Genomic DNA, 20680 nt, shown 5'->3' with positions numbered 1-20680 from the left:
ATATCTACGGCAAGGTGAAGCTGACGTGGTTTGAAGAGATTTTCGAAGAGTATTAGCGACTAGTTAGCTAGGAAAGGAAGATATTTGTGACAAATAATAAACTGTATTCGTTGGTAGAATTTAGAAATAAAATATATGAAGAATTAGAACTTTCCAGAAGTGATTTAGCGATTTTACTATGTGCCATGCTTATCGCCTCTATCGGATTAAATATGGATTCGACTCCCGTGATTATTGGAGCCATGTTAATCTCTCCTTTGATGACACCTATTCTGGGGGTGGGGCTCTCTCTAGCTATATTTGATTTTAAATTGTTAAGAAAATCTTTTAAAATATTAGCTATTCAAATTCTTGCCAGTTTAATAGCTTCAACACTTTATTTTTATCTTTCTCCTATTTCGTATGCTAGTTCTGAGATTGTTGCTAGAACCTCTCCGACTATTTGGGATGTTCTCATTGCTTTTGTAGGAGGGATAGCTGGTATTATTGGTGCTAGGAAAAAAGAGACCAATAATATTGTCCCTGGTGTCGCCATTGCAACTGCCTTGATGCCTCCTCTTTGTACAGTAGGTTATGCTATTGCTTCTGCTAATCTAAAATTTATCATAGGCTCCTCTTACCTATTCCTCATCAATTGTAGCTTTATTGTCATTGCGACTTATATAGGTGTCAGGTTGATGATGGTTAAGAAGCACTATTTTAGAGATAATGAAGAAGATTCTAAAATGCGCAGGATTTTGCTTTTAGTTGCTGTTTTGCTGATGATTCCGAGTTTCATCTCTGCAACGACTTTAGTCAGAGAAACGTTGAAAAAAGAGTCCCTTAATAAATTTATATCGGAGCAGTTTCAGGGACATAATATTTTGAAAAAAACCTATTCTAAAAAGAATCATACCCTAAAGCTAACCATTTCAGGAAATTATTTGACAGAAGAAGAGCTTGATATGATTTCCAGTAAGAGGGGGGACTATGGTTTAAGTGATGTTTCTGTTCAAGTTTCCCAATTGTCTGATTCGGAACAACTTAGCAAGGAAGAACTGGTAGAATATTTCTTCCAGTATATCAAGGATAAGGAAGCAAAAGAAAAGGAAAAAGCCAAGAAATTTGATACAGAGTCTGAGGAACAATAATTTCTTGAGAATAGCTGGTTTTTCTCGTGAGTCTTCTATGTATATCAAAGGAAGACTGAGGTCTTAAGTATAAAACTTTTCTTCTATTATAGTAGCTAAGTCTTGACAGTTATGGCAAAATGGTTTACACTTTATAAAGTTTATTACTTTGAAAAGGTGTGATACTGTGGCTACGGCAACAAAAAAGAAAAAATCAACAGTTAAAAAAAATCTAGTCATCGTGGAGTCGCCTGCTAAGGCGAAAACGATTGAAAAATATCTAGGCAGAAACTACAAGGTTTTAGCCAGTGTCGGGCATATACGTGATTTGAAGAAATCCAGTATGTCCGTCGATATTGAAAATAATTATGAACCGCAATATATCAATATCCGAGGAAAAGGTCCTCTTATCAATGACTTGAAAAAAGAAGCCAAAAAAGCTAATAAAGTCTTTCTCGCAAGTGACCCGGACCGTGAAGGAGAAGCGATTTCTTGGCATTTGTCCCATATTCTCAATTTGGATGAAAATGATGCCAACCGTGTGGTCTTCAATGAAATCACCAAGGATGCGGTCAAAAATGCTTTTAAAGAACCTCGCAAGATTGATATGGACTTGGTCAATGCCCAACAGGCTCGTCGTGTCCTAGACCGCTTGGTGGGCTATTCGATTTCGCCTATTTTGTGGAAAAAGGTCAAGAAGGGCTTGTCAGCAGGTCGCGTTCAGTCTATTGCGCTTAAGTTAATCATTGACCGTGAAAATGAAATCAATTCTTTCCAGCCAGAAGAATACTGGACAATTGATGGTGTCTTTAAAAAGGGAACCAAGCAATTTCAGGCTTCCTTCTATGGAGTAGATGGCAAAAAGCTGAAACTGACTAGTAATGACGAGGTCAAGGAAGTTATGTCTCGTCTGACTAGTAAAGACTTTTCAGTGGATCAGGTAGATAAGAAAGAGCGCAAGCGCAATGCTCCATTACCCTATACTACTTCATCTATGCAGATGGATGCTGCCAATAAAATTAACTTCCGTACTCGAAAGACCATGATGGTTGCCCAGCAGCTCTATGAAGGGATCAATATCGGTTCTGGTGTGCAAGGTTTGATTACCTATATGCGTACCGATTCGACTCGTATCAGTCCAGTAGCGCAGAACGAAGCAGCAAGTTTCATTACGGACCGTTTTGGTAGCAAATATTCTAAGCATGGTAGCAAGGTCAAAAATGCATCAGGTGCTCAGGATGCCCATGAGGCTATTCGTCCGTCAAGTGTCTTTAATACACCGGAAAGCATCGCTAAGTATCTGGACAAGGATCAACTCAAGCTTTATACTCTTATTTGGAATCGTTTTGTAGCAAGCCAGATGACAGCTGCTGTCTTTGATACCATAGCCGTTAAATTGTCTCAAAATGGGGTTCAATTTGCTGCCAATGGTAGTCAGGTTAAGTTTGATGGTTATCTTGCCATTTATAATGATTCTGACAAGAATAAGATGTTACCGGACATGGCTGTTGGAGATGTGGTGAAACAGGTTAATAGCAAACCAGAGCAACATTTCACCCAACCGCCTGCTCGTTATTCTGAAGCGACACTGATCAAGACCTTGGAGGAAAATGGGGTTGGACGTCCGTCCACCTATGCGCCCACCATTGAAACTATTCAGAAACGTTATTATGTTCGCCTTGCAGCCAAACGTTTTGAACCGACAGAGTTGGGAGAAATTGTTAATAAGCTCATCGTTGAATATTTCCCAGATATCGTAAACGTGACCTTCACAGCTGAAATGGAAGGCAAACTGGATGATGTCGAAGTCGGAAAAGAGCAGTGGCAACGTGTCATTGATGCCTTTTACAAACCATTCTCTAAAGAGGTTGCCAAGGCTGAAGAAGAAATGGAAAAAATCCAGATCAAGGATGAACCAGCTGGATTTGATTGTGAAGTGTGTGGCAGTCCAATGGTTATTAAACTTGGTCGTTTTGGTAAGTTCTACGCTTGTAGTAATTTCCCAGATTGCCGTCATACCCAAGCAATCGTGAAAGAAATCGGCGTAGAGTGTCCAAGTTGTCATCAGGGACAAATCATTGAACGTAAAACCAAACGTAATCGTCTCTTCTATGGTTGCAATCGCTATCCAGAATGTGAATTTACCTCTTGGGATAAGCCTGTTGGTCGTGACTGTCCAAAATGTGGCAACTTCCTCATGGAGAAAAAAGTCCGTGGTGGTGGCAAGCAGATTGTTTGTAGCAAGGGTGACTACGAAGAAGAAAAGATTAAATAAGAAGAGAGTCCTGAAAGTGAATTTCAGGCTCTTTTGGTTGGAACTTGACAAAATTCATCATTTTATGCGAAACTAGAAGAAGATTATTTTATACTCAATGAAAATCAAAGAGCAAACTAGGAAACTAGCCGCAGGTTGCTCAAAGTACTGCTTTGAGGTTGCAGATAAGACTGACGAAGTCAGGAACCATACCTACGGTAAGGCGACGTTGACGTTTTTCGAAGAGATTTTCGAAGAGTATTAATTAGGAGTAGTTATGCGTCTTATCTATCTGATAATTGGTTTTTTATCACTGGCTTTGGCTATTATTGGGGTTGTCTTGCCCTTGTTGCCGACAACGCCTTTCCTTTTGTTGTCTATTGCTTGTTTCTCCAGAAGTTCCAAACGTTTCGAAGACTGGCTTTATCATACCAAGCTCTATCAAACATATGTAGCTGATTTTCGGGAAACCAAGTCAATTGCGCGTGAACGTAAGAAAAAAATCATCGTATCCATCTACATCTTGATGGGAATTTCCATTTATTTTGCCCCTCTCTTACCAGTCAAAATCAGTCTGGGTGCTTTGACCATCTTTATCACCTATTATCTCTTTAAGGTTATTCCAGACAAAGAATAAGTAAAATTTGTAACTATTTCCCTTGATAAAATTGAAAGCATATTCACAATAATATGATATAATAAATTTAAAGTAATCTTCAAGGAGAATCAAATGGTTTACGAATTTTGTGCTGAAAATGTGACCTTGCTTGAAAAAGCTATGGAGGCTGGAGCTCGTCGAATCGAACTCTGTGATAATCTAGCAGTTGGTGGGACAACACCAAGCTATGGAGTAACTAAGGCAGCAGTTGAACTGGCAGCTAACTATGATACGACCATCATGACCATGATTCGCCCACGTGGTGGCGACTTTGTCTATAATGATATGGAAATTGCTATTATGCTAGAAGACATTCGCTTGACTGCTCAGGCTGGAAGTCAAGGGGTTGTATTTGGTACCTTAACTGCTGATAAGAAGTTGGATAAGCCTAATCTTGAAAAGTTAATTGCTGCATCAAAAGGAATGGAAATTGTCTTCCACATGGCCTTTGATGAATTGAGTGATGAAGAGCAGTTGGAGGCTATTGACTGGCTCAGCCAAGCCGGTGTCACTCGTATCCTAACTCGTGCTGGTGTGTCTGGTGACTCCTTAGAAAAACGCTTTGCTCACTATCACAGAATTTTAGAGCACGCTAAAGGTAAAATTGAAATTCTACCTGGTGGAGGGATTGACCTTGACAACCGTCAAACCTTTATCGATCAGCTAGGCGTGACTCAATTGCATGGAACTAAGGTTGTCTTTTAAAAAATAGAAAGGAACTGCTAGCTTTGGGTAGCAGTTTTCACTTATGTTTGAAATTTTTAAATCCTATCAGTTTAATAAAGAAAAAGCTCATGCCTATGGTTTTGTAGAAAATGGGGAAGTCTGGAATTATAGCTCCAAGATTTTGCAGGGTGACTTTGTCATGGTTTTGTCCATCACTGCTGATAATGTGAGTTTTCAGGTCTTTGATCAGGAAACGGGTGACCTCTATCCTCAAGTTCATATGGAAAGTATGACAGGAAGTTTTGTTGCAAGTGTCCGTGAGGCTTGTCTGGAGATTCTCTACCAGATTCGGAAGGCTTGTTTTGATGTACAAGATTTTATCTGTCCTCAGACTAAGCGTATCATGGCTCAGATTCAGGAAAAGTATGGTAATCAGTTGGAGTATCTGTGGGAAAAATCACCTGATACGGCAGTCTTAAGACATGAAAGTAATAAAAAGTGGTATGCCGTCTTGATGAAAATCTCTTGGGATAAGCTGGAAAAAGGTAGAGAAGGTCTAGTCGAAGCAGTCAATCTCAAACACGACCAAGTAGCAGATTTGCTTTCAAAAAAGGGCATTTATCCAGCCTTTCATATGAACAAACGCTACTGGATTAGTGTGGCACTTGATGATACTTTATCAGATGAAGAAGTACTGGAATTGATAGAAAAAAGTTGGAATTTAACTTCTAAAAAATGAAACATTTAAAGGATTTTCAAGAACTTTCAATTAGCTAAATATTCTATACTGAAGAAATTTTCAGAAAATATTGGATTTTTTCTTGACAAGTGCTTTTGCCTATGCTAAAATACTAAACAAGATATCAAACGAAGGAGAAAGTCAAACATGAAAACAGCTAAGTTTAATCAATTTGCTTTGTTGTTGAGGTACTCGGGCTAGTGCAAAAAGCATTAGTCCTGTTTGGCTTACCAAGCGGGAGTAAATCAACATCTCGCTTGGGTTTCTGAGCGAGATGTTTTTTTAAAACCACATTTGGGAAAGGGGAAATCTTATGAGAACAGTTGAATTTCTAGATACCAGCCTTCGGGATGGAGAGCAGACACCCGGTGTTAACTTTTCAATCAAAGAAAAAATTGCCATAGCAAGGCAGCTTGAGAAATGGGGTATTTCAGCCATTGAAGCTGGTTTTCCGGCGGCGAGTCCTGATTCATTCACAGCAGTGCAGGAGATTGCTAAGGCCTTGAAGAAAACGGCGGTAACTGGTCTGGCCCGCTCTGTCAAGTCTGATATTGATGCTTGTTACGAGGCCCTAAAGGACGCCAAGTATCCACAGGTTCACGTCTTTATCGCTACCAGTCCCATTCATCGTAAGTACAAGCTCAATAAGAGCAAGGAAGAGATTCTAGAAGCTATTAAGGAGCATGTTTCTTATGCCCGTTCTAAGTTTGAAGTGGTCGAATTCTCTCCTGAGGATGCGACTAGAACGGAGTTGGACTTTCTCCTACAAGTCGTTCAAACAGCGGTAGACGCAGGTGCATCTTATATCAATATCCCTGATACGGTTGGATTCACCACTCCAGAAGAGTACGGAGCTATCTTCAAACACTTGATTGAGAATGTCAAGACAGATCGTCAGATTATCTATTCGCCTCACTGTCATGATGACCTCGGAATGGCAGTGGCTAATAGTCTTGCTGCTGTCAAGAATGGGGCAGGACGTGTCGAAGGAACCATCAATGGTATCGGGGAGCGAGCTGGAAATGCTGCTTTAGAAGAAATAGCAGTTGCGCTCAATATTCGCCAAGATTACTACCAAGCAGAAACCAGTATTGTCCTAAATGAGACCATCAATACGTCAGAAATGGTTTCTCGCTTCTCAGGAATTCCAGTTCCTAAAAACAAGGCTGTGGTTGGTGGTAATGCTTTTTCTCATGAATCTGGTATTCACCAAGATGGAGTTCTTAAAAATCCTCTCACTTATGAGATTATCACCCCTGAATTGGTCGGTGTTAAGAGTAATAGTCTTCCGCTTGGTAAATTGTCAGGTCGCCATGCCTTTGTTGAGAAACTAAGAGAATTGACCCTAGACTTTTCAGAAGAGGATATCAAGCCACTCTTTGCTAAGTTCAAGGCTCTGGCAGACAAGAAACAAGAAATCACAGATGCAGATATTCGTGCGCTGGTCGCTGGAACCATGGTTGAAAACCCTGAAGGATTCCACTTTGATGATTTACAACTTCAAACTCATGCAGATAATGACATTGAAGCAATCGTTAGTCTAGCCAATATGGATGGTGAAAAAGTCGAATTTAATGCCACAGGGCAAGGTTCCGTTGAAGCAATCTTTAACGCTATCGATAAGTTCTTTAACCAATCCGTCCGCTTGGTGTCTTACACTATTGACGCGGTGACGGATGGAATTGATGCCCAGGCTCGGGTTTTGGTCACTGTTGAAAACAGAGATACAGAAACCATCTTTAATGCAGCAGGGCTTGATTTCGATGTATTGAAAGCATCTGCTATTGCCTACATTAATGCTAATACCTTTGTTCAAAAAGAGAATGCAGGTGAGATGGGACGTAGCGTTTCCTATCGTGATATGCCTAGTGTGTAAAGGAGAAGGCTATGAAAAAGAAAATAGTAGCTCTAGCAGGGGACGGAATTGGCCCAGAAATCATGGAGGCTGGTTTAGAGGTTCTGGAAGCCCTAGCTGAAAAAACAGATTTTGAGTATGAAATAGACAGATGCCCTTTTGGCGGTGCAGGTATTGATGCAGCGGGCCATCCCTTACCTGATGAAACTCTCAAGGCATGTAGAGAAGCAGATGCTATCCTACTAGCAGCTATCGGTAGTCCTCAGTATGATGGAGCAGCGGTTCGCCCTGAACAAGGCCTGCTGGCTCTCCGTAAGGAACTCAATCTCTATGCCAATATTCGCCCAGTCAAAATCTTTGATAGTCTCAAGCATTTGTCACCTCTCAAACCAGAACGAATTGCTGGTGTAGATTTTGTCGTGGTGCGGGAGTTGACAGGTGGGATTTACTTTGGAGATCATATCCTTCAAGAGCGCAAAGCGCGTGATATCAACGACTATAGCTATGAGGAAGTGGAGCGGATTATTCGTAAGGCCTTTGAGATTGCAAGAAATCGCAGAAAAATCGTTACTAGTATTGATAAGCAAAATGTTCTAGCGACCTCAAAACTCTGGCGGAAAGTAGCTGAGGAAGTCGCGCAGGATTTCCCAGATGTAACCTTGGAACACCAGTTAGTTGACTCAGCTGCCATGCTCATGATTACCAATCCTACTAAGTTTGATGTCATCGTGACAGAAAATCTTTTCGGAGATATTCTATCTGATGAATCAAGCGTTTTATCTGGTACACTTGGAGTCATGCCATCAGCCAGTCATTCGGAAAATGGACCAAGTCTTTATGAACCCATTCACGGTTCAGCACCTGATATTGCAGGTCAAGGAATTGCCAATCCTATCTCCATGATTTTATCAGTGGCCATGATGTTGAGAGATAGTTTTGGACGTTATAAGGATGCGAATCGTATCGAGCATGCTGTTGAGGCAAGTTTAGCGGATGGCATTTTAACGAGAGATCTAGGAGGACAGGCTTCGACCAAGGAAATGACAGAAGCTATTATTGCAAGGTTATGAAGTTAGACGAAAAAATTACTCTAGTCCTTTTGATTTGGAATGTCATGGTTTTCTTGATTTATGGTATTGACAAATCTAAGGCAAGGAGAAGCGCTTGGCGCATCCCTGAGAAAATCTTACTTATTTTAGCCTTTACTTGTGGTGGTTTTGGTGCCTGGTTAGCAGGAATCATCTTTCATCACAAGACTAGAAAATGGTACTTTAAGACGGTTTGGTTTCTCGGGATGGCGACCACACTAGTAGCCTTATATTTTATTTGGAGGTAATGGATGGCAGGAAAATCAATTTTTGATAAATTATGGGACCGTCATGTCATCACAGGAGATGAGGGGCAGCCCCAACTCATGTATGTGGACCAGCACTATATCCACGAGGTGACCAGTCCTCAGGCATTTCAAGGATTACGAGACGCAGGTCGTAGATTGAGACGACCAGACTTGACATTTGGAACCTTTGACCACAATGTCCCGACGGTCAATATCTACGATATTCGAGATGTCATTTCCAAGGCACAAATTGATAAACTGGCTGAAAATGTTGAGGAGTTTGGGATTGAACATGCGGCCCACGGTTCTGAAAAACAAGGAATTGTTCACATGGTTGGACCAGAAACTGGAAGAACTCAACCAGGAAAATTCATCGTCTGTGGAGACAGCCATACCGCAACCCACGGAGCTTTCGGAGCAATCGCCTTTGGGATTGGGACCAGTGAGGTCGAGCATGTCTTCGCTACCCAGACACTCTGGCAGGTCAAACCCAAGAAAATGTTGGTAGAATTCACTGGAGTTCCTCAAAAAGGAGTTTATTCCAAGGATTTCATTTTAGCCTTGATTGCCAAGTACGGCGTTGCTTGCGGCGTTGGATACGTGGTGGAATATCGTGGACAAGCGATTGATGCACTGAGCATGGAAGAGCGCATGACCATCTGCAATATGTCCATCGAGTTTGGATCCAAGATGGGAATCATGAATCCGGATCAAACCACCTATGATTATCTCAAGGGACGAGAATGTGTTCCAGAGGACTTTGAAGAGGCTGTGGCTGATTGGAAAACAATTGTCAGTGATGATGATGCCGTTTACGATAAGGTTATTCAGATGGATGTCTCAGACTTGGCTCCCATGGTGACCTGGGGAACCAATCCTGCTATGGGCGTTGACTTTGATAGTAGTTTCCCAGAAATTAAGGATATGAATGATGAGCGAGCCTACAATTACATGGATTTGGAACCAGGTCAAAAGCCAGCGGATATTGAACTAGGCTATATCTTTATCGGTTCTTGTACCAATGCTCGTCTCAGTGACTTGCAACTGGCTGCGCGATTTGTCAAAGGGAAGAAAATTGCTCCTAACTTAACGGCTATCGTAGTTCCGGGCTCTCGTCCTGTCAAACGAGCTGCTGAGAAGTTGGGTTTGGACAAGGTTTTCCTAGACGCTGGTTTTGAGTGGAGAGACCCAGGTTGCTCCATGTGCCTAGGGATGAATCCTGACAAGGTCCCTGATGGTGTCCACTGCGCCTCAACCAGCAATCGCAACTTTGAAGACAGGCAGGGATTTGGGGCTAAGACCCATCTCTGCAGTCCAGCCATGGCAGCAGCAGCAGCTATCGCAGGGCGCTTCGTAGATGTTCGGCTAATGCCAGAAGCCCAGTAAGGAGAGGTTATGGAGAAATTTACAGTTTATACAGGAACGACTGTTCCTCTTATGAATGATAACATTGATACTGACCAAATCCTACCCAAGCAGTTTCTAAAGTTAATTGATAAAAAAGGCTTTGGTAAGTACCTCATGTATGCTTGGCGTTATTTGGATGACAAGTATACTGAGGACCCAGACTTTGTCTTTAATCGACCTGAATACCGCAAAGCTAGTATTCTCATCTCAGGGGATAACTTTGGGGCAGGATCTTCGAGGGAACACGCAGCTTGGGCTCTAGCGGACTATGGTTTTAAGGTCGTAATTGCAGGATCTTTCGGTGATATTCATTACAATAATGAACTCAATAATGGCATGTTGCCTATTGTACAGCCCAGAGAGGTTAGAGAGAAACTAGCCCAGCTAAAACCAAGTGACCAGGTAACTGTGGATTTGGAACAACAAAAAATCATCTCACCAGTTGGAGAATTCACTTTTGAAATCGATAGCGAGTGGAAACACAAGCTCTTAAATGGTTTGGATGATATCGGAATTACCTTGCAGTACGAAGATTTGATTGCTGCTTATGAAAAACAACGACCAGCCTACTGGCAGGATTAGAAGAAAATTAGAAAAGGAAATAGAATTATGACAAAACACATTCAATGGAAGGGAACACTTTCACAAGAAGGCTATGATATTTTAAAAGGTGAGGGCGGATGTATCGTTTGTCCTACAAAAGTTGGTTATATCATCATGACTAGTGACAAGGCAGGTCTTGAACGCAAGTTCGCAGCCAAAGAGCGTAACCGTAACAAACCAGGTGTTGTTCTCTGCGGTAGCATGGATGAGCTTCGTGCTTTAGCACAACTCAATCCAGAAATTGAAGCCTTCTACCAAAAACATTGGGATGAAGATATTCTTCTTGGTTGTATCCTTCCTTGGAAACCAGAAGCCTTTGAAAAACTCAAAGCATACGGTGATGGCCGTGAAGAACTGATGACTGACGTTCGTGGTACTAGCTGTTTCGTTATCAAATTTGGGAAAGCTGGTGAACAATTGGCTGCCAAACTTTGGGAAGAAGGCAAGATGGTTTATGCCTCATCAGCTAACCCATCTGGAAAAGGAAACCGTGGTAAGGTAGAAGGCATCGGAGAACGTATCGAAGGAGCAGTGGATCTTGTCATTGAAGCAGACGACTATGTGGCATCTATCCAGCCTGACAAAACGATTGAAACTCGCTACGAGCAAGGCGTGATGGTGTCTATGGTCGATAAGGACGGCAAACTCATCCCAGAACAAGGAGGAGCACGTTCAACTTCACCAGCTCCAGTTGTGATTCGCAAAGGGCTTGACATTGATAAAATCATGATGCACCTGTCAGACACCTTTAACTCATGGGACTACCGCCAGGGAGAGTATTATTAATATTTAAAAGAAGTCTAGTGTTATGAGGTAATAAAGCTCTCTACATTAGGCTTTTTCTTTAGAAATTCTTTTCTTTTTCTATAGGATATGATATGCTAGAGATGAACTATATATTAATAGAATTTACTTGTGAAAGTAAATTAAAGGAGTATTCAAATGAACAGTGAACAAAATAACTATTTTTTTGTTGGTACAAAATTTGGTGATGATGATTATCTTGAATATTTTAGGGAAGAAGGAAAGTGGGAATTAGGATGGCATAACAACGAGGAAAATAAACAGTATCAAAAAATGTTAAAGTTGTTTAATAAAATTAAACCAGGTGACGTTTTATTTGCTAAATCCACATATGTCAAAAAGAAGAATTTACCTTTTGTAAAGAAAGATGATTCAAAGGTTTCTGTGATGAAAATTCGTGGAATGGCGACTGCTAAAGAGGTTTTAGATGATGGGCATACGATTATTGTTGATTGGAAAAAAGAGTATATAGAGAGGGAGTGGTTTTTCTTTACGGGGCAAGAAACAATATGGTTTCCATCAGATATTAAGTATCGAACTAAAGAGACTAACCAGTTAATAAAATTTGCTGCAAGTGATGAAATCATAATTCAAGACTATGACTATTTTTTGAATCATCCTAATTGGAAAAAGTATAAAAAATTAGAAAGTGAAACTATGTTAAGGAATGATTTTTTATTTAATTATAGTGCTATATTAAGAAAATCCAAAAACCTCATCCTCCGTGGTGCACCTGGTACAGGAAAAACTTATCTTGCTAAAGAAATTGCTATGGAGTTAACGGGTGGCAACGAAGACCAAATCGGATTTGTACAATTTCACCCATCCTATGATTATACGGATTTTGTGGAGGGTTTAAGACCGGTATCAAATGGGGATGGAGCTATTGAGTTTAAATTACAAGATGGTATTTTTAAGCAATTTTGTCAGAGAGCGAAAGAAGCTCAGAAAACTGGAGGCCAAGATAATTTTGAGGAAGCGTGGGCTAAACTAACGGATGCTATCAATGAAAAGCAAGGACAATACTTCTTCCCTCGTAGTTCTGTTCCAGCCAGTTTAAATAGTCAAGGGAATGTGAAATTTGATTCTCCTGTTGCTACCAAAGAAAAAGTGTATCTTTTGTACAAGGGTGAAGATACTAATTTAAAGTACGAAACTTATCAAAAAATCGTTTTAGATCACATGAAAGAAAGTTATGGATTATGTGATTATGTATCTCCAATGATTGACACAGACAAGAAATTCGTCTTCATCATTGATGAAATCAACCGTGGGGAGATTTCTAAGATTTTTGGGGAACTCTTTTTCTCTATCGACCCTGGTTATCGTGGTAAAAAGGGAAGTGTTTCTACCCAATATGCAAATCTACACGAAACTGACGAAAAGTTTTATATCCCCGAAAATGTTTACATCATCGGAACAATGAATGATATTGACCGCTCGGTGGACACCTTTGATTTTGCTATGCGTCGTCGTTTCCGTTTTGTTGAAGTTACTGCTGAAAGCCAATTAGGTATGCTCGATACTGCTCTTGGTGATAAAGCTGAAGAAGCAAAAATTCGTCTAAGAAACTTGGATGCTGCTATTGAAAATGTTCAGGAGTTAAACAGTCATTATCATATCGGACCAAGTTATTTTCTTAAGTTGAAGGATGTAGATTTTGACTATGAATTACTCTGGTCTGATTACCTCAAACCGCTTTTGGAAGATTACTTACGGGGTTCTTATGAAGAGGATGAAACTCTGGAGACATTGAAAAAAGCATTTAATCTGATAAATAACGAGCATACAGAACCCCAAGATACTGGTGATAATAATGCGGATCACTGATAATCAGCATAAAATTGCTAAGGAAGGCTTTGTTGCAGAATATCCCAAACTAAGTCAAGCACTTCTTGATAGAACACTGGATAACCTTTCTAAAGAGGACAATATCTTTATTTTTCCAAATGATTTGAAGAATTCTTCTGACTTAGAGAAGGACCAAAAAATCTTTGAAACAGTTAATCAGAAAATCAAGACTGGAAATGTGATTGGTTTTCTGGGGTGTGGTCAGGAAAGATTAACGATTTCCTCTCGCTTTTCTGATGAGAGTAATGACCATTTTTTGCATTATCTCTTACACAAGGTTCTTCATATCAATCTGACTAGTTTAGATGTTGCTTTGTCGCGTGAAGATAGAATCTATCAACTTTTGATGTATCTCTTTCCCAAGTATCTTCAAGCTGCTCTCCGAAAAGGTCTTTATAAGGAATATCATAGATTTTCTCATAACGACAGTCATGTTAAGGGAGTGATTGATGTAAGAAACCATATCAAGAAAAATCTTCCTTTTACGAGAAATATTGCCTATACAACAAGAGAGTTCACCTATGATAATCCTCTCATGCAGCTAATCCGTCACACTATTGAATACATTAAGAATCAGAAAAGCATTGGGCAAGGGGTTCTTGATAGTCTCTTAACTAGTCGTGAAAATGTAGCAGAAATCGTGCGGGTAACTCCTTCTTATAAACTAGCTGATCGTGCGAAGATTATTCGGGGAAATAAATCTAAACCTCTACGTCATGCATACTTTAACGAGTACAGAAAACTACAAGAACTTTGTCTGATGATCCTAAACCAAGAAAAGAACGGTTTAGGGTATCAGGAACAAAAAATCCACGGTATTCTTTTCGATGTTTCCTGGCTTTGGGAAGAGTATGTTTACACCTTGTTGCCAAAAGATTTCATCCATCCACGAAATAAGGATAAGACGGATGGGATTTCAGTGTTTTCTAGTCAAGAAAGAAAAGTATATCCAGATTTCTATAATAGAGATTTAAAAATTGTGTTAGACGCTAAATATAAAAAGCTTGAAGATACTGAAAAAGGAATAAACCGTGAGGACTTGTTCCAACTGATTTCCTATTCTTATATTTTAAAAGCTGAGAAGGCTGGTCTTATTTTCCCGAGCGAGAAAAAGGCGGTCGATAATGAGATAGGGAAGCTAGCAGGTTATGGAGCTTTGTTGAAGAAATGGTCTATTCAAATTCCTCAGAATGCCTCATCCTATAGTGCATTTTGTAAAATGATGGAAAATTCAGAAGAAAATTTTAAAGCGATTATTGATGAAGAAGTGGGGAGAAAATAATTTCCCCTCTTTCTTTTATTTTTAACACAAGCAAAACCCGAACAATATATTTTAATTCATAAAATAATTTGACAAAAACTGTACTTTGGTTTATAATAAATTAAGGAAACGTCGGAAAAGGCGTAGTGATGCGAGAGCATAGGTAGGTCATTATAAAAGAAACGAGACGTTGATATGTTAAATGAATTTCCAATTTTTGATTATGAAGATATTCAATTGATTCCAAATAAATGTGTGATTAAAAGCCGTGCAGAAGCAGATACAAGTGTCACTCTAGGAAAGCACACCTTTAAACTACCTGTTGTGCCAGCGAATATGCAGACGATTTTGGATGAAAATGTAGCAGAGCAACTGGCTAAAGGGGGCTACTTCTACATTATGCATCGTTTTGATGAGGCAGGACGCATTCCCTTTATCAAACGTATGCACGATCAAGGGCTCATTGCTTCTATCTCTGTCGGTGTTAAGGACTATGAGTATGATTTTGTTAGCCAGCTCAAGGCTGATGCTCCCGAATACATCACGATTGACATTGCTCACGGTCATGCGGATAGCGTGATTTCTATGATTCAACACATCAAGAAAGAATTGCCAGATACTTTTGTCATTGCTGGAAATGTGGGAACACCAGAAGCTGTGCGTGAATTGGAGAATGCTGGTGCGGATGCTACTAAGGTCGGAATCGGTCCTGGTAAGGTTTGTATCACCAAGGTCAAGACTGGTTTTGGTACAGGTGGTTGGCAGTTGGCTGCTCTACGCTGGTGTGCCAAGGCTGCGCGTAAACCGATTATCGCTGATGGTGGGATTCGTACTCATGGCGATATTGCCAAGTCTATCCGCTTCGGTGCCAGCATGGTCATGATTGGATCCCTCTTTGCAGGACATATTGAAAGTCCAGGGAACACGATTGAAGTTGATGGCGAACAGTTCAAAGAGTACTATGGTTCAGCTTCACAATATCAAAAAGGTGCTTATAAAAACGTCGAAGGAAAACGCATCTTGCTTCCAGCCAAAGGTCATCTGCAAGACACTTTAACTGAGATGGAACAAGACCTTCAAAGTGCGATTTCCTATGCAGGTGGACGTCAGGTTGCTGACCTTAAACACGTTGATTATGTTATCGTGAAAAACTCTATCTGGAATGGGGATGCTTCCCACTAAGACGGGCTATCCGGCTAGAAAAAAACTTGTTATTAGAGCAAATTTCTGTTATAATAAAACAAGTTTCCACCCTTAGTGTAATGGATATCACGTAAGATTCCGGTTCTTGAGATGGGGGTTCGATTCCCTCAGGGTGGATGTAAATAGCTCAGGAGTCTGAGTACAAATAGAACAAATCATAAAACACATCATATCATGTCTAGTAAAAACCTTGATATGATGTGTTTTATTTTTTTATAATGCACAGATTTTCTAAATTCTTAACAATGCGATAAATGATTTAACAATCCTCTTTCTGATAGTAGAAGTTAGTGGAAGTAATATACAGAAGAGATAAAATATTTTGTACGTCAAAGTTGTCTAATTATGAACAAAATGATATACTAAAATCAACAATTTAGATTTCTTTCTCAATAAGTTACTAGGTTGATATATATATATATATATATATATGGAGGCTTGATATTTTGTCAAATAAAAAGGAAATTTTTTCCATTCGTAAATTAAAAAATGGTCGTTCAGACTCAGTAAAAATAGGTACTCTCGGACTCATTATGGGTGCTGCTATCGCTTTGTCTGTCAACACTCAGTCTGTAGAAGCTGCTATTATCGATAACGGAGATGGAACTACTACTATATCAAATAGTAAGGGTTCTATCACAGTAGATACAGCACATGTGAAATTTGAGAATACTGATTATGAGTATGATTATCCTTCAAAAGATTTTGATCCTAATCCAAAACCGAATGAAACAGGTACAGATAACATTACTAAAATAGGTAAGGTAGACTACAAATATGTATCAACTGATGGGACTGTTTTAGAAGAAGATAAAAATCAAGATGCAGGCTTTGAAAAACAAATTTCGGTAGATTATGAAGTATACGGACCATATGGAAAAGTCTTCAAATCATTAACAGGTAACGAAATTACCGATACTGATTTAACCAAGGCAAAAGAGCACGGTGCCGCAGGAAAAGATACTATTGAAAAAAATAATACTACCTATCATAAGATCGGGGATCCAGCTGTAGAAATTACAGGTGATGGAGGAGGGGTATACTCTGACTCTACTCTTGGAAATGTGACTGCAAAACTAACTTCTGAAGGTCTTGTTCAAAATGATGGGAAAATTAACCACAGTGGAGTTAAACCAGGAGGTCGTAGCTGGATTGTCGAAGAAACTGGCAAGGGGACTTACGGCAAATATGTATTAGCCGATACACCAGCCACTACATCTGATAAATGGCTAGAAGATACATTCAAGGCGGGAGAAGCCACAGCAAAAGATTATACTTCTACGAATATCGCTACAGATGGTGGTGTCAAGGAAGGTGATTATGTTTTCGTATTAGAAAAAAATACCTTTGTAACAGGTGAACGTAACAAACTGGGTTTTACCTATGTCGTGAATTTTCCTACAGCAAATAATATATCTACTCTTCATGAATTTTATGAGGCAATCAATGCTCACAAAGACAATCCCGATGACCTTAGTCATGAAGGAACTAGAACTTTTTTAAAAGGGTATTTAGCTTACATCAAAGAAAAAGGTTTGCAAAATACAGAAGGGAATATGAAAAGATACCTTGCGTTTTCATATCTCGGTCAACCTGGAGTCGAAGACTCAGACAAGGAAGATATCCTGGATTCCGAAAAGAGACCAGCTACTGCTACAATATTTGATCCCGATAAAGACATCATAGTTGGTAATGAATCTGGAGGTGACGAAGAAGATGGGTATGGACTCTACTTCAATCTAACCGTTAATGGCCCTGCTACTGAGAAGTATAACTATCGTACAGCCTATACACCCCTTCGTGCTTATCGTTTAGGTAGTGGTCATACTACTATCACCTACACCTATAGTCCTGAAGTAACGAGTAGATCTGAAAAGAAAGGCTCGGTTACCGTACATTATCAAACAGAAGATGGAACAACTCTTAAATCTTCATATAATGATACTGTTGATGCTGTAGTAGAAGTTGAAACAAAAACTTACTATCTTGATGCGAATAATCAAGAAGTAGTTGTCAGCACAAACAAAACTGCAGAGAACGTTCAATACAATACAAAAGAAAGCGATGCAGAAAAACCTCAAAGATTAGAAGCAAATGGTTCTGTTTATTATATAAAAGAGAGTGGAACAAAAACTACAGTAAATGGTGTAGCTACAACTTCAGCAATAGAAGAAGGAACTGTTGTAGAAGGAACAACAGAGGTCACTTATGTCTATGAAAAAGCAGGTTCAGTCATCGTTAACTACAAAACAGAAGATGGAACTCCACTTACAGGTACAGTAGTAGACGAAGATGGAGCTGGTAAAACTGTAGTTTCAGGTACGAAAGATGTTGATAATGGTAAACCAGGAGATCCGTACAACACTGCAGATAACGGAATGAAACCAACCCGTGTTAAAACTGCAGAAGGGAAAGTATACAAATTGGTTGAAGGTTCAACTGAAGGTGAAGAAACAGGTACAGTAGTAGCTGGAGAAACGAAAGAAGTAACATACGTTTATAAAGAAGTTACTGGCGACGTAGTCGTTCACTATGTTGACACAGAAGGTCACACAATCGCGGCTGATAAAGATGATCTTAAAGGTGCTTCTCTAAACGCTAAATACGACACAACTGACAACAAACCAGAAAAAATCACTGGAGAAGACGGAACTGTTTACTACATTACAAAAGCTGGTCTTAAAGACGGTTCTAAACCAGAAACTGGAGATATTGTTGAAGGTACAACAGAAGTCACTTATGTTTACGAAAAAGCTGGATCAGTCATCGTTAACTACGTTGATACAGAAGGCACTCCACTCCAAGGAACTAACGAAAATCAACAACCAGTGACTCAAACGGTTACGGATACTGATAATGCCAAAGCCGGTTCAGACTATGATACACAAGATCATAAACCAGCAAGCATTACTACAGCAGATGGTAAAGTTTATAAACTGGTTCCTCAACGTACGACAGGAAATGAAACAGGCAAGGTTGTTGCAGGGCAAACTCTTGAAGTAACTTATGTATATCAAGAAGCTAAAGGGAATGTAGTTGTTAAGTATGAAGATACTGAGGGTAATGTAATCGCTGCTGACGAACAAGATGAAACAGATGCTTCTCTAAACGTTAAATACGATACAGCTGACCACAAAAAAGATGAAATCACTAAAGATGGTGTTAAATATTACCTAACAGCTAAAGAATTGAAAGACGGTTCTAAACCAGCTACTGGAGACGTAGTAGAAGGAACAACTACAGTAACTTACGTTTACGAAAAAGCTGGATCAGTAATAGTTCATTATACAGATCAAGAAGGTAATCCAATATCAGGAACAGATCCAGAAGGAAATAATGTCCCTGAAACTAATAATGATACAACAGATGGCAGACCAGGAACTGACTATAACACTGCAGATAACGGAATGAAACCAGACCGTATTAAAACTGCAGAAGGAAAAGTATACGAACTAGTGCCTGATTCTACAATCGGAAATGAAACTGGTAAAGTAGTAGCCGGAGATACTGTAGAAGTAACATACGTTTATAAAGAAGTTAAAGGTAATGTTGTTGTTAAGTATGAAGATACTGAAGGTAACGTAATCGCTGAAAACGAAAAAGACGAAACAGATGCTTCTCTAAACGTTAAATACGATACAACTGACCACAAAAAAGCCGAAATCACTAAAGATGGTGTTAAATACTACCTAACAGCTAAAGCACTTAAAGACGGTTCTAAAGAAACTGGAGATGTTGTTGAAGGTACAACAGAAGTAACTTACGTTTACGAAAAAGCTGGATCAGTTCTTGTTCATTACGTTGATACAGAAGGCAATCCACTCCAAGGAACCAATGAAAATCAACAACCAGTGACTCAAACGGTTACGGATACTGATAGTGCCAAAGCAGGTTCAGACTATGATACACAAGATCATAAACCAACAAGTATTACTACAGCAGAAGGTAAAGTTTATAAACTGGTTCCTCAAAGTACTAGAGGAAATGAAACAGGCAAGGTTGTCGCAGGGCAAACTCTTGAAGTAACTTATGTATATCAAGAAGCTAAAGGAAATGTCATCGTTAAATTCCAAGATACAGAAGGCAATCCTATTGCGGATGATGAAAATGATGAAACAAACGCTTCTCTTAATACAAACTACAACACGTCAGAACATAAGAAAGCGACTATCGTAAAAGATGGTATCACTTACTATCTAACTGATAAAGCCCTAAAAGACGGCTCTAAACCAGAAGAAGGACCTGTTGTAGAAGGAACTACAGAAGTCACTTATGTTTATGAAAAAGCTGGATCAGTAATAGTTCATTACGTTGATACAGAAGGCAATCCACTCCAAGGAACCAATGAAAATCAACAACCAGTAACTCAAACAGTTACGGATACTGATAATGCCAAAGCCGGTTCAGACTACGATACACAAGATCATAAACCAACAAGTATTACTACAGCAGAAGGTAAAGTTTATAAACTGGTTCCTCAAAGTACTAGAGGAAATGAAACAGGCAAGGTTGTTGCAGGGCAAACTCTTGAAGTAACTTATGTATACATTCTGGAAAACGCCGTACCAGAGCCTAAGTCAGAGCCTAAGCCGGAACCTAAGCCAGAGCCTAAGCCGGAACCTAAACCAGAGCCTAAGCCAGAACCTAAACCAGAGCCTAAGCCAGAACCTAAACCAGAGCCTAAGCCAGAACCTAAACCAGAGCCTAAGCCGGAACCTAAACCAGAACCTAATCCAGAGCCTAATCCAGAAAAATCAAATAGTATCCAGCCGGAATCAAAGAAATCAGAAGAAAAACTACCGAATACTGGTACAGAAAAAAATACGAACGTATCAACTATGGGATTACTAGCTATGGTAACAGGATTGGCATTAGGGTTATTTAAGAAAAAAGAAGAATCAGAATAACTCAATCTTTTGATTAGTTATTAGCTG

General features: G+C 39.6%; 15 protein-coding genes and 1 tRNA gene. All 16 read left to right on the top strand.

Annotation, left to right across the window (positions count from 1 at the left end; all coding sequences use genetic code 11):
• Nucleotides 1-86: 86 nt before the first annotated feature.
• Nucleotides 87-1130, top strand: coding sequence for a TIGR00341 family protein (locus HT730_RS08050; protein ID WP_173283245.1), 1044 nt, complete (start codon nucleotides 87-89; stop codon nucleotides 1128-1130).
• 166 nt (nucleotides 1131-1296) lie between these two features.
• Complete coding sequence (gene topA / locus HT730_RS08045) at nucleotides 1297-3384, top strand: type I DNA topoisomerase (RefSeq protein WP_173307291.1); 2088 nt, start codon at nucleotides 1297-1299, stop codon at nucleotides 3382-3384.
• A gap of 256 nt (nucleotides 3385-3640) precedes the next feature.
• Nucleotides 3641-4000, top strand: a complete 360-nt coding sequence (locus HT730_RS08040) for a YbaN family protein (protein WP_001237210.1) — start codon at nucleotides 3641-3643, stop codon at nucleotides 3998-4000.
• A 93-nt stretch (nucleotides 4001-4093) separates the two neighbouring features.
• Complete coding sequence (locus tag HT730_RS08035; protein WP_173212518.1) at nucleotides 4094-4726, top strand: copper homeostasis protein CutC; 633 nt, start codon at nucleotides 4094-4096, stop codon at nucleotides 4724-4726.
• A 43-nt stretch (nucleotides 4727-4769) separates the two neighbouring features.
• A complete protein-coding gene (locus HT730_RS08030; RefSeq protein ID WP_173307290.1) occupies nucleotides 4770-5426 on the top strand; it encodes an MmcQ/YjbR family DNA-binding protein in 657 nt (218 codons plus the stop codon).
• A 313-nt stretch (nucleotides 5427-5739) separates the two neighbouring features.
• On the top strand, nucleotides 5740-7302 hold the full coding sequence (locus tag HT730_RS08025; RefSeq protein ID WP_173307289.1) for a 2-isopropylmalate synthase: 1563 nt from the start codon (nucleotides 5740-5742) through the stop codon (nucleotides 7300-7302).
• 11 nt (nucleotides 7303-7313) lie between these two features.
• Nucleotides 7314-8351, top strand: coding sequence for a 3-isopropylmalate dehydrogenase (gene leuB, locus HT730_RS08020; RefSeq protein ID WP_173307288.1), 1038 nt, complete (start codon nucleotides 7314-7316; stop codon nucleotides 8349-8351).
• The gene (locus HT730_RS08015; protein ID WP_173307287.1) at nucleotides 8348-8617 is read left to right on the top strand and encodes a DUF1294 domain-containing protein; all 270 of its coding nucleotides are present in this window, start codon (nucleotides 8348-8350) and stop codon (nucleotides 8615-8617) included. Before leuB ends, HT730_RS08015 begins: the two co-directional genes overlap by 4 nt.
• Nucleotides 8618-8620: 3 nt before the next feature.
• Nucleotides 8621-10003, top strand: a complete 1383-nt coding sequence (leuC, locus tag HT730_RS08010; RefSeq protein ID WP_173307286.1) for a 3-isopropylmalate dehydratase large subunit — start codon at nucleotides 8621-8623, stop codon at nucleotides 10001-10003.
• 9 nt (nucleotides 10004-10012) lie between these two features.
• On the top strand, nucleotides 10013-10606 hold the full coding sequence (leuD, locus tag HT730_RS08005) for a 3-isopropylmalate dehydratase small subunit (RefSeq protein ID WP_173307285.1): 594 nt from the start codon (nucleotides 10013-10015) through the stop codon (nucleotides 10604-10606).
• Between the two features lie 27 nt (nucleotides 10607-10633).
• Nucleotides 10634-11413 (top strand): Sua5/YciO/YrdC/YwlC family protein, encoded by a 780-nt coding sequence (locus HT730_RS08000; protein WP_081571444.1) that lies wholly within the window; start codon nucleotides 10634-10636, stop codon nucleotides 11411-11413.
• 156 nt (nucleotides 11414-11569) lie between these two features.
• Nucleotides 11570-13261 (top strand): AAA family ATPase, encoded by a 1692-nt coding sequence (locus HT730_RS07995; RefSeq protein WP_173307284.1) that lies wholly within the window; start codon nucleotides 11570-11572, stop codon nucleotides 13259-13261.
• The gene (locus tag HT730_RS07990; protein WP_173307283.1) at nucleotides 13248-14564 is read left to right on the top strand and encodes an McrC family protein; all 1317 of its coding nucleotides are present in this window, start codon (nucleotides 13248-13250) and stop codon (nucleotides 14562-14564) included. Before HT730_RS07995 ends, HT730_RS07990 begins: the two co-directional genes overlap by 14 nt.
• Before the next feature lie 174 nt (nucleotides 14565-14738).
• Nucleotides 14739-15725 (top strand): GMP reductase, encoded by a 987-nt coding sequence (locus HT730_RS07985; protein WP_173307282.1) that lies wholly within the window; start codon nucleotides 14739-14741, stop codon nucleotides 15723-15725.
• 66 nt (nucleotides 15726-15791) lie between these two features.
• Nucleotides 15792-15863 (top strand) — tRNA-Arg (locus HT730_RS07980).
• A 329-nt stretch (nucleotides 15864-16192) separates the two neighbouring features.
• Nucleotides 16193-20653, top strand: a complete 4461-nt coding sequence (locus tag HT730_RS07975; RefSeq protein ID WP_173307281.1) for an LPXTG cell wall anchor domain-containing protein — start codon at nucleotides 16193-16195, stop codon at nucleotides 20651-20653.
• Nucleotides 20654-20680 lie beyond the last annotated feature (27 nt).

Origin of the sequence: Streptococcus sp. k-628, from assembly GCF_013277475.1 — a bacterium.
Lineage (GTDB): Bacteria > Bacillota > Bacilli > Lactobacillales > Streptococcaceae > Streptococcus.
Note: the sequence above shows the minus strand (reverse complement) of the source record. Positions and strands in the feature narration are given on the sequence as shown.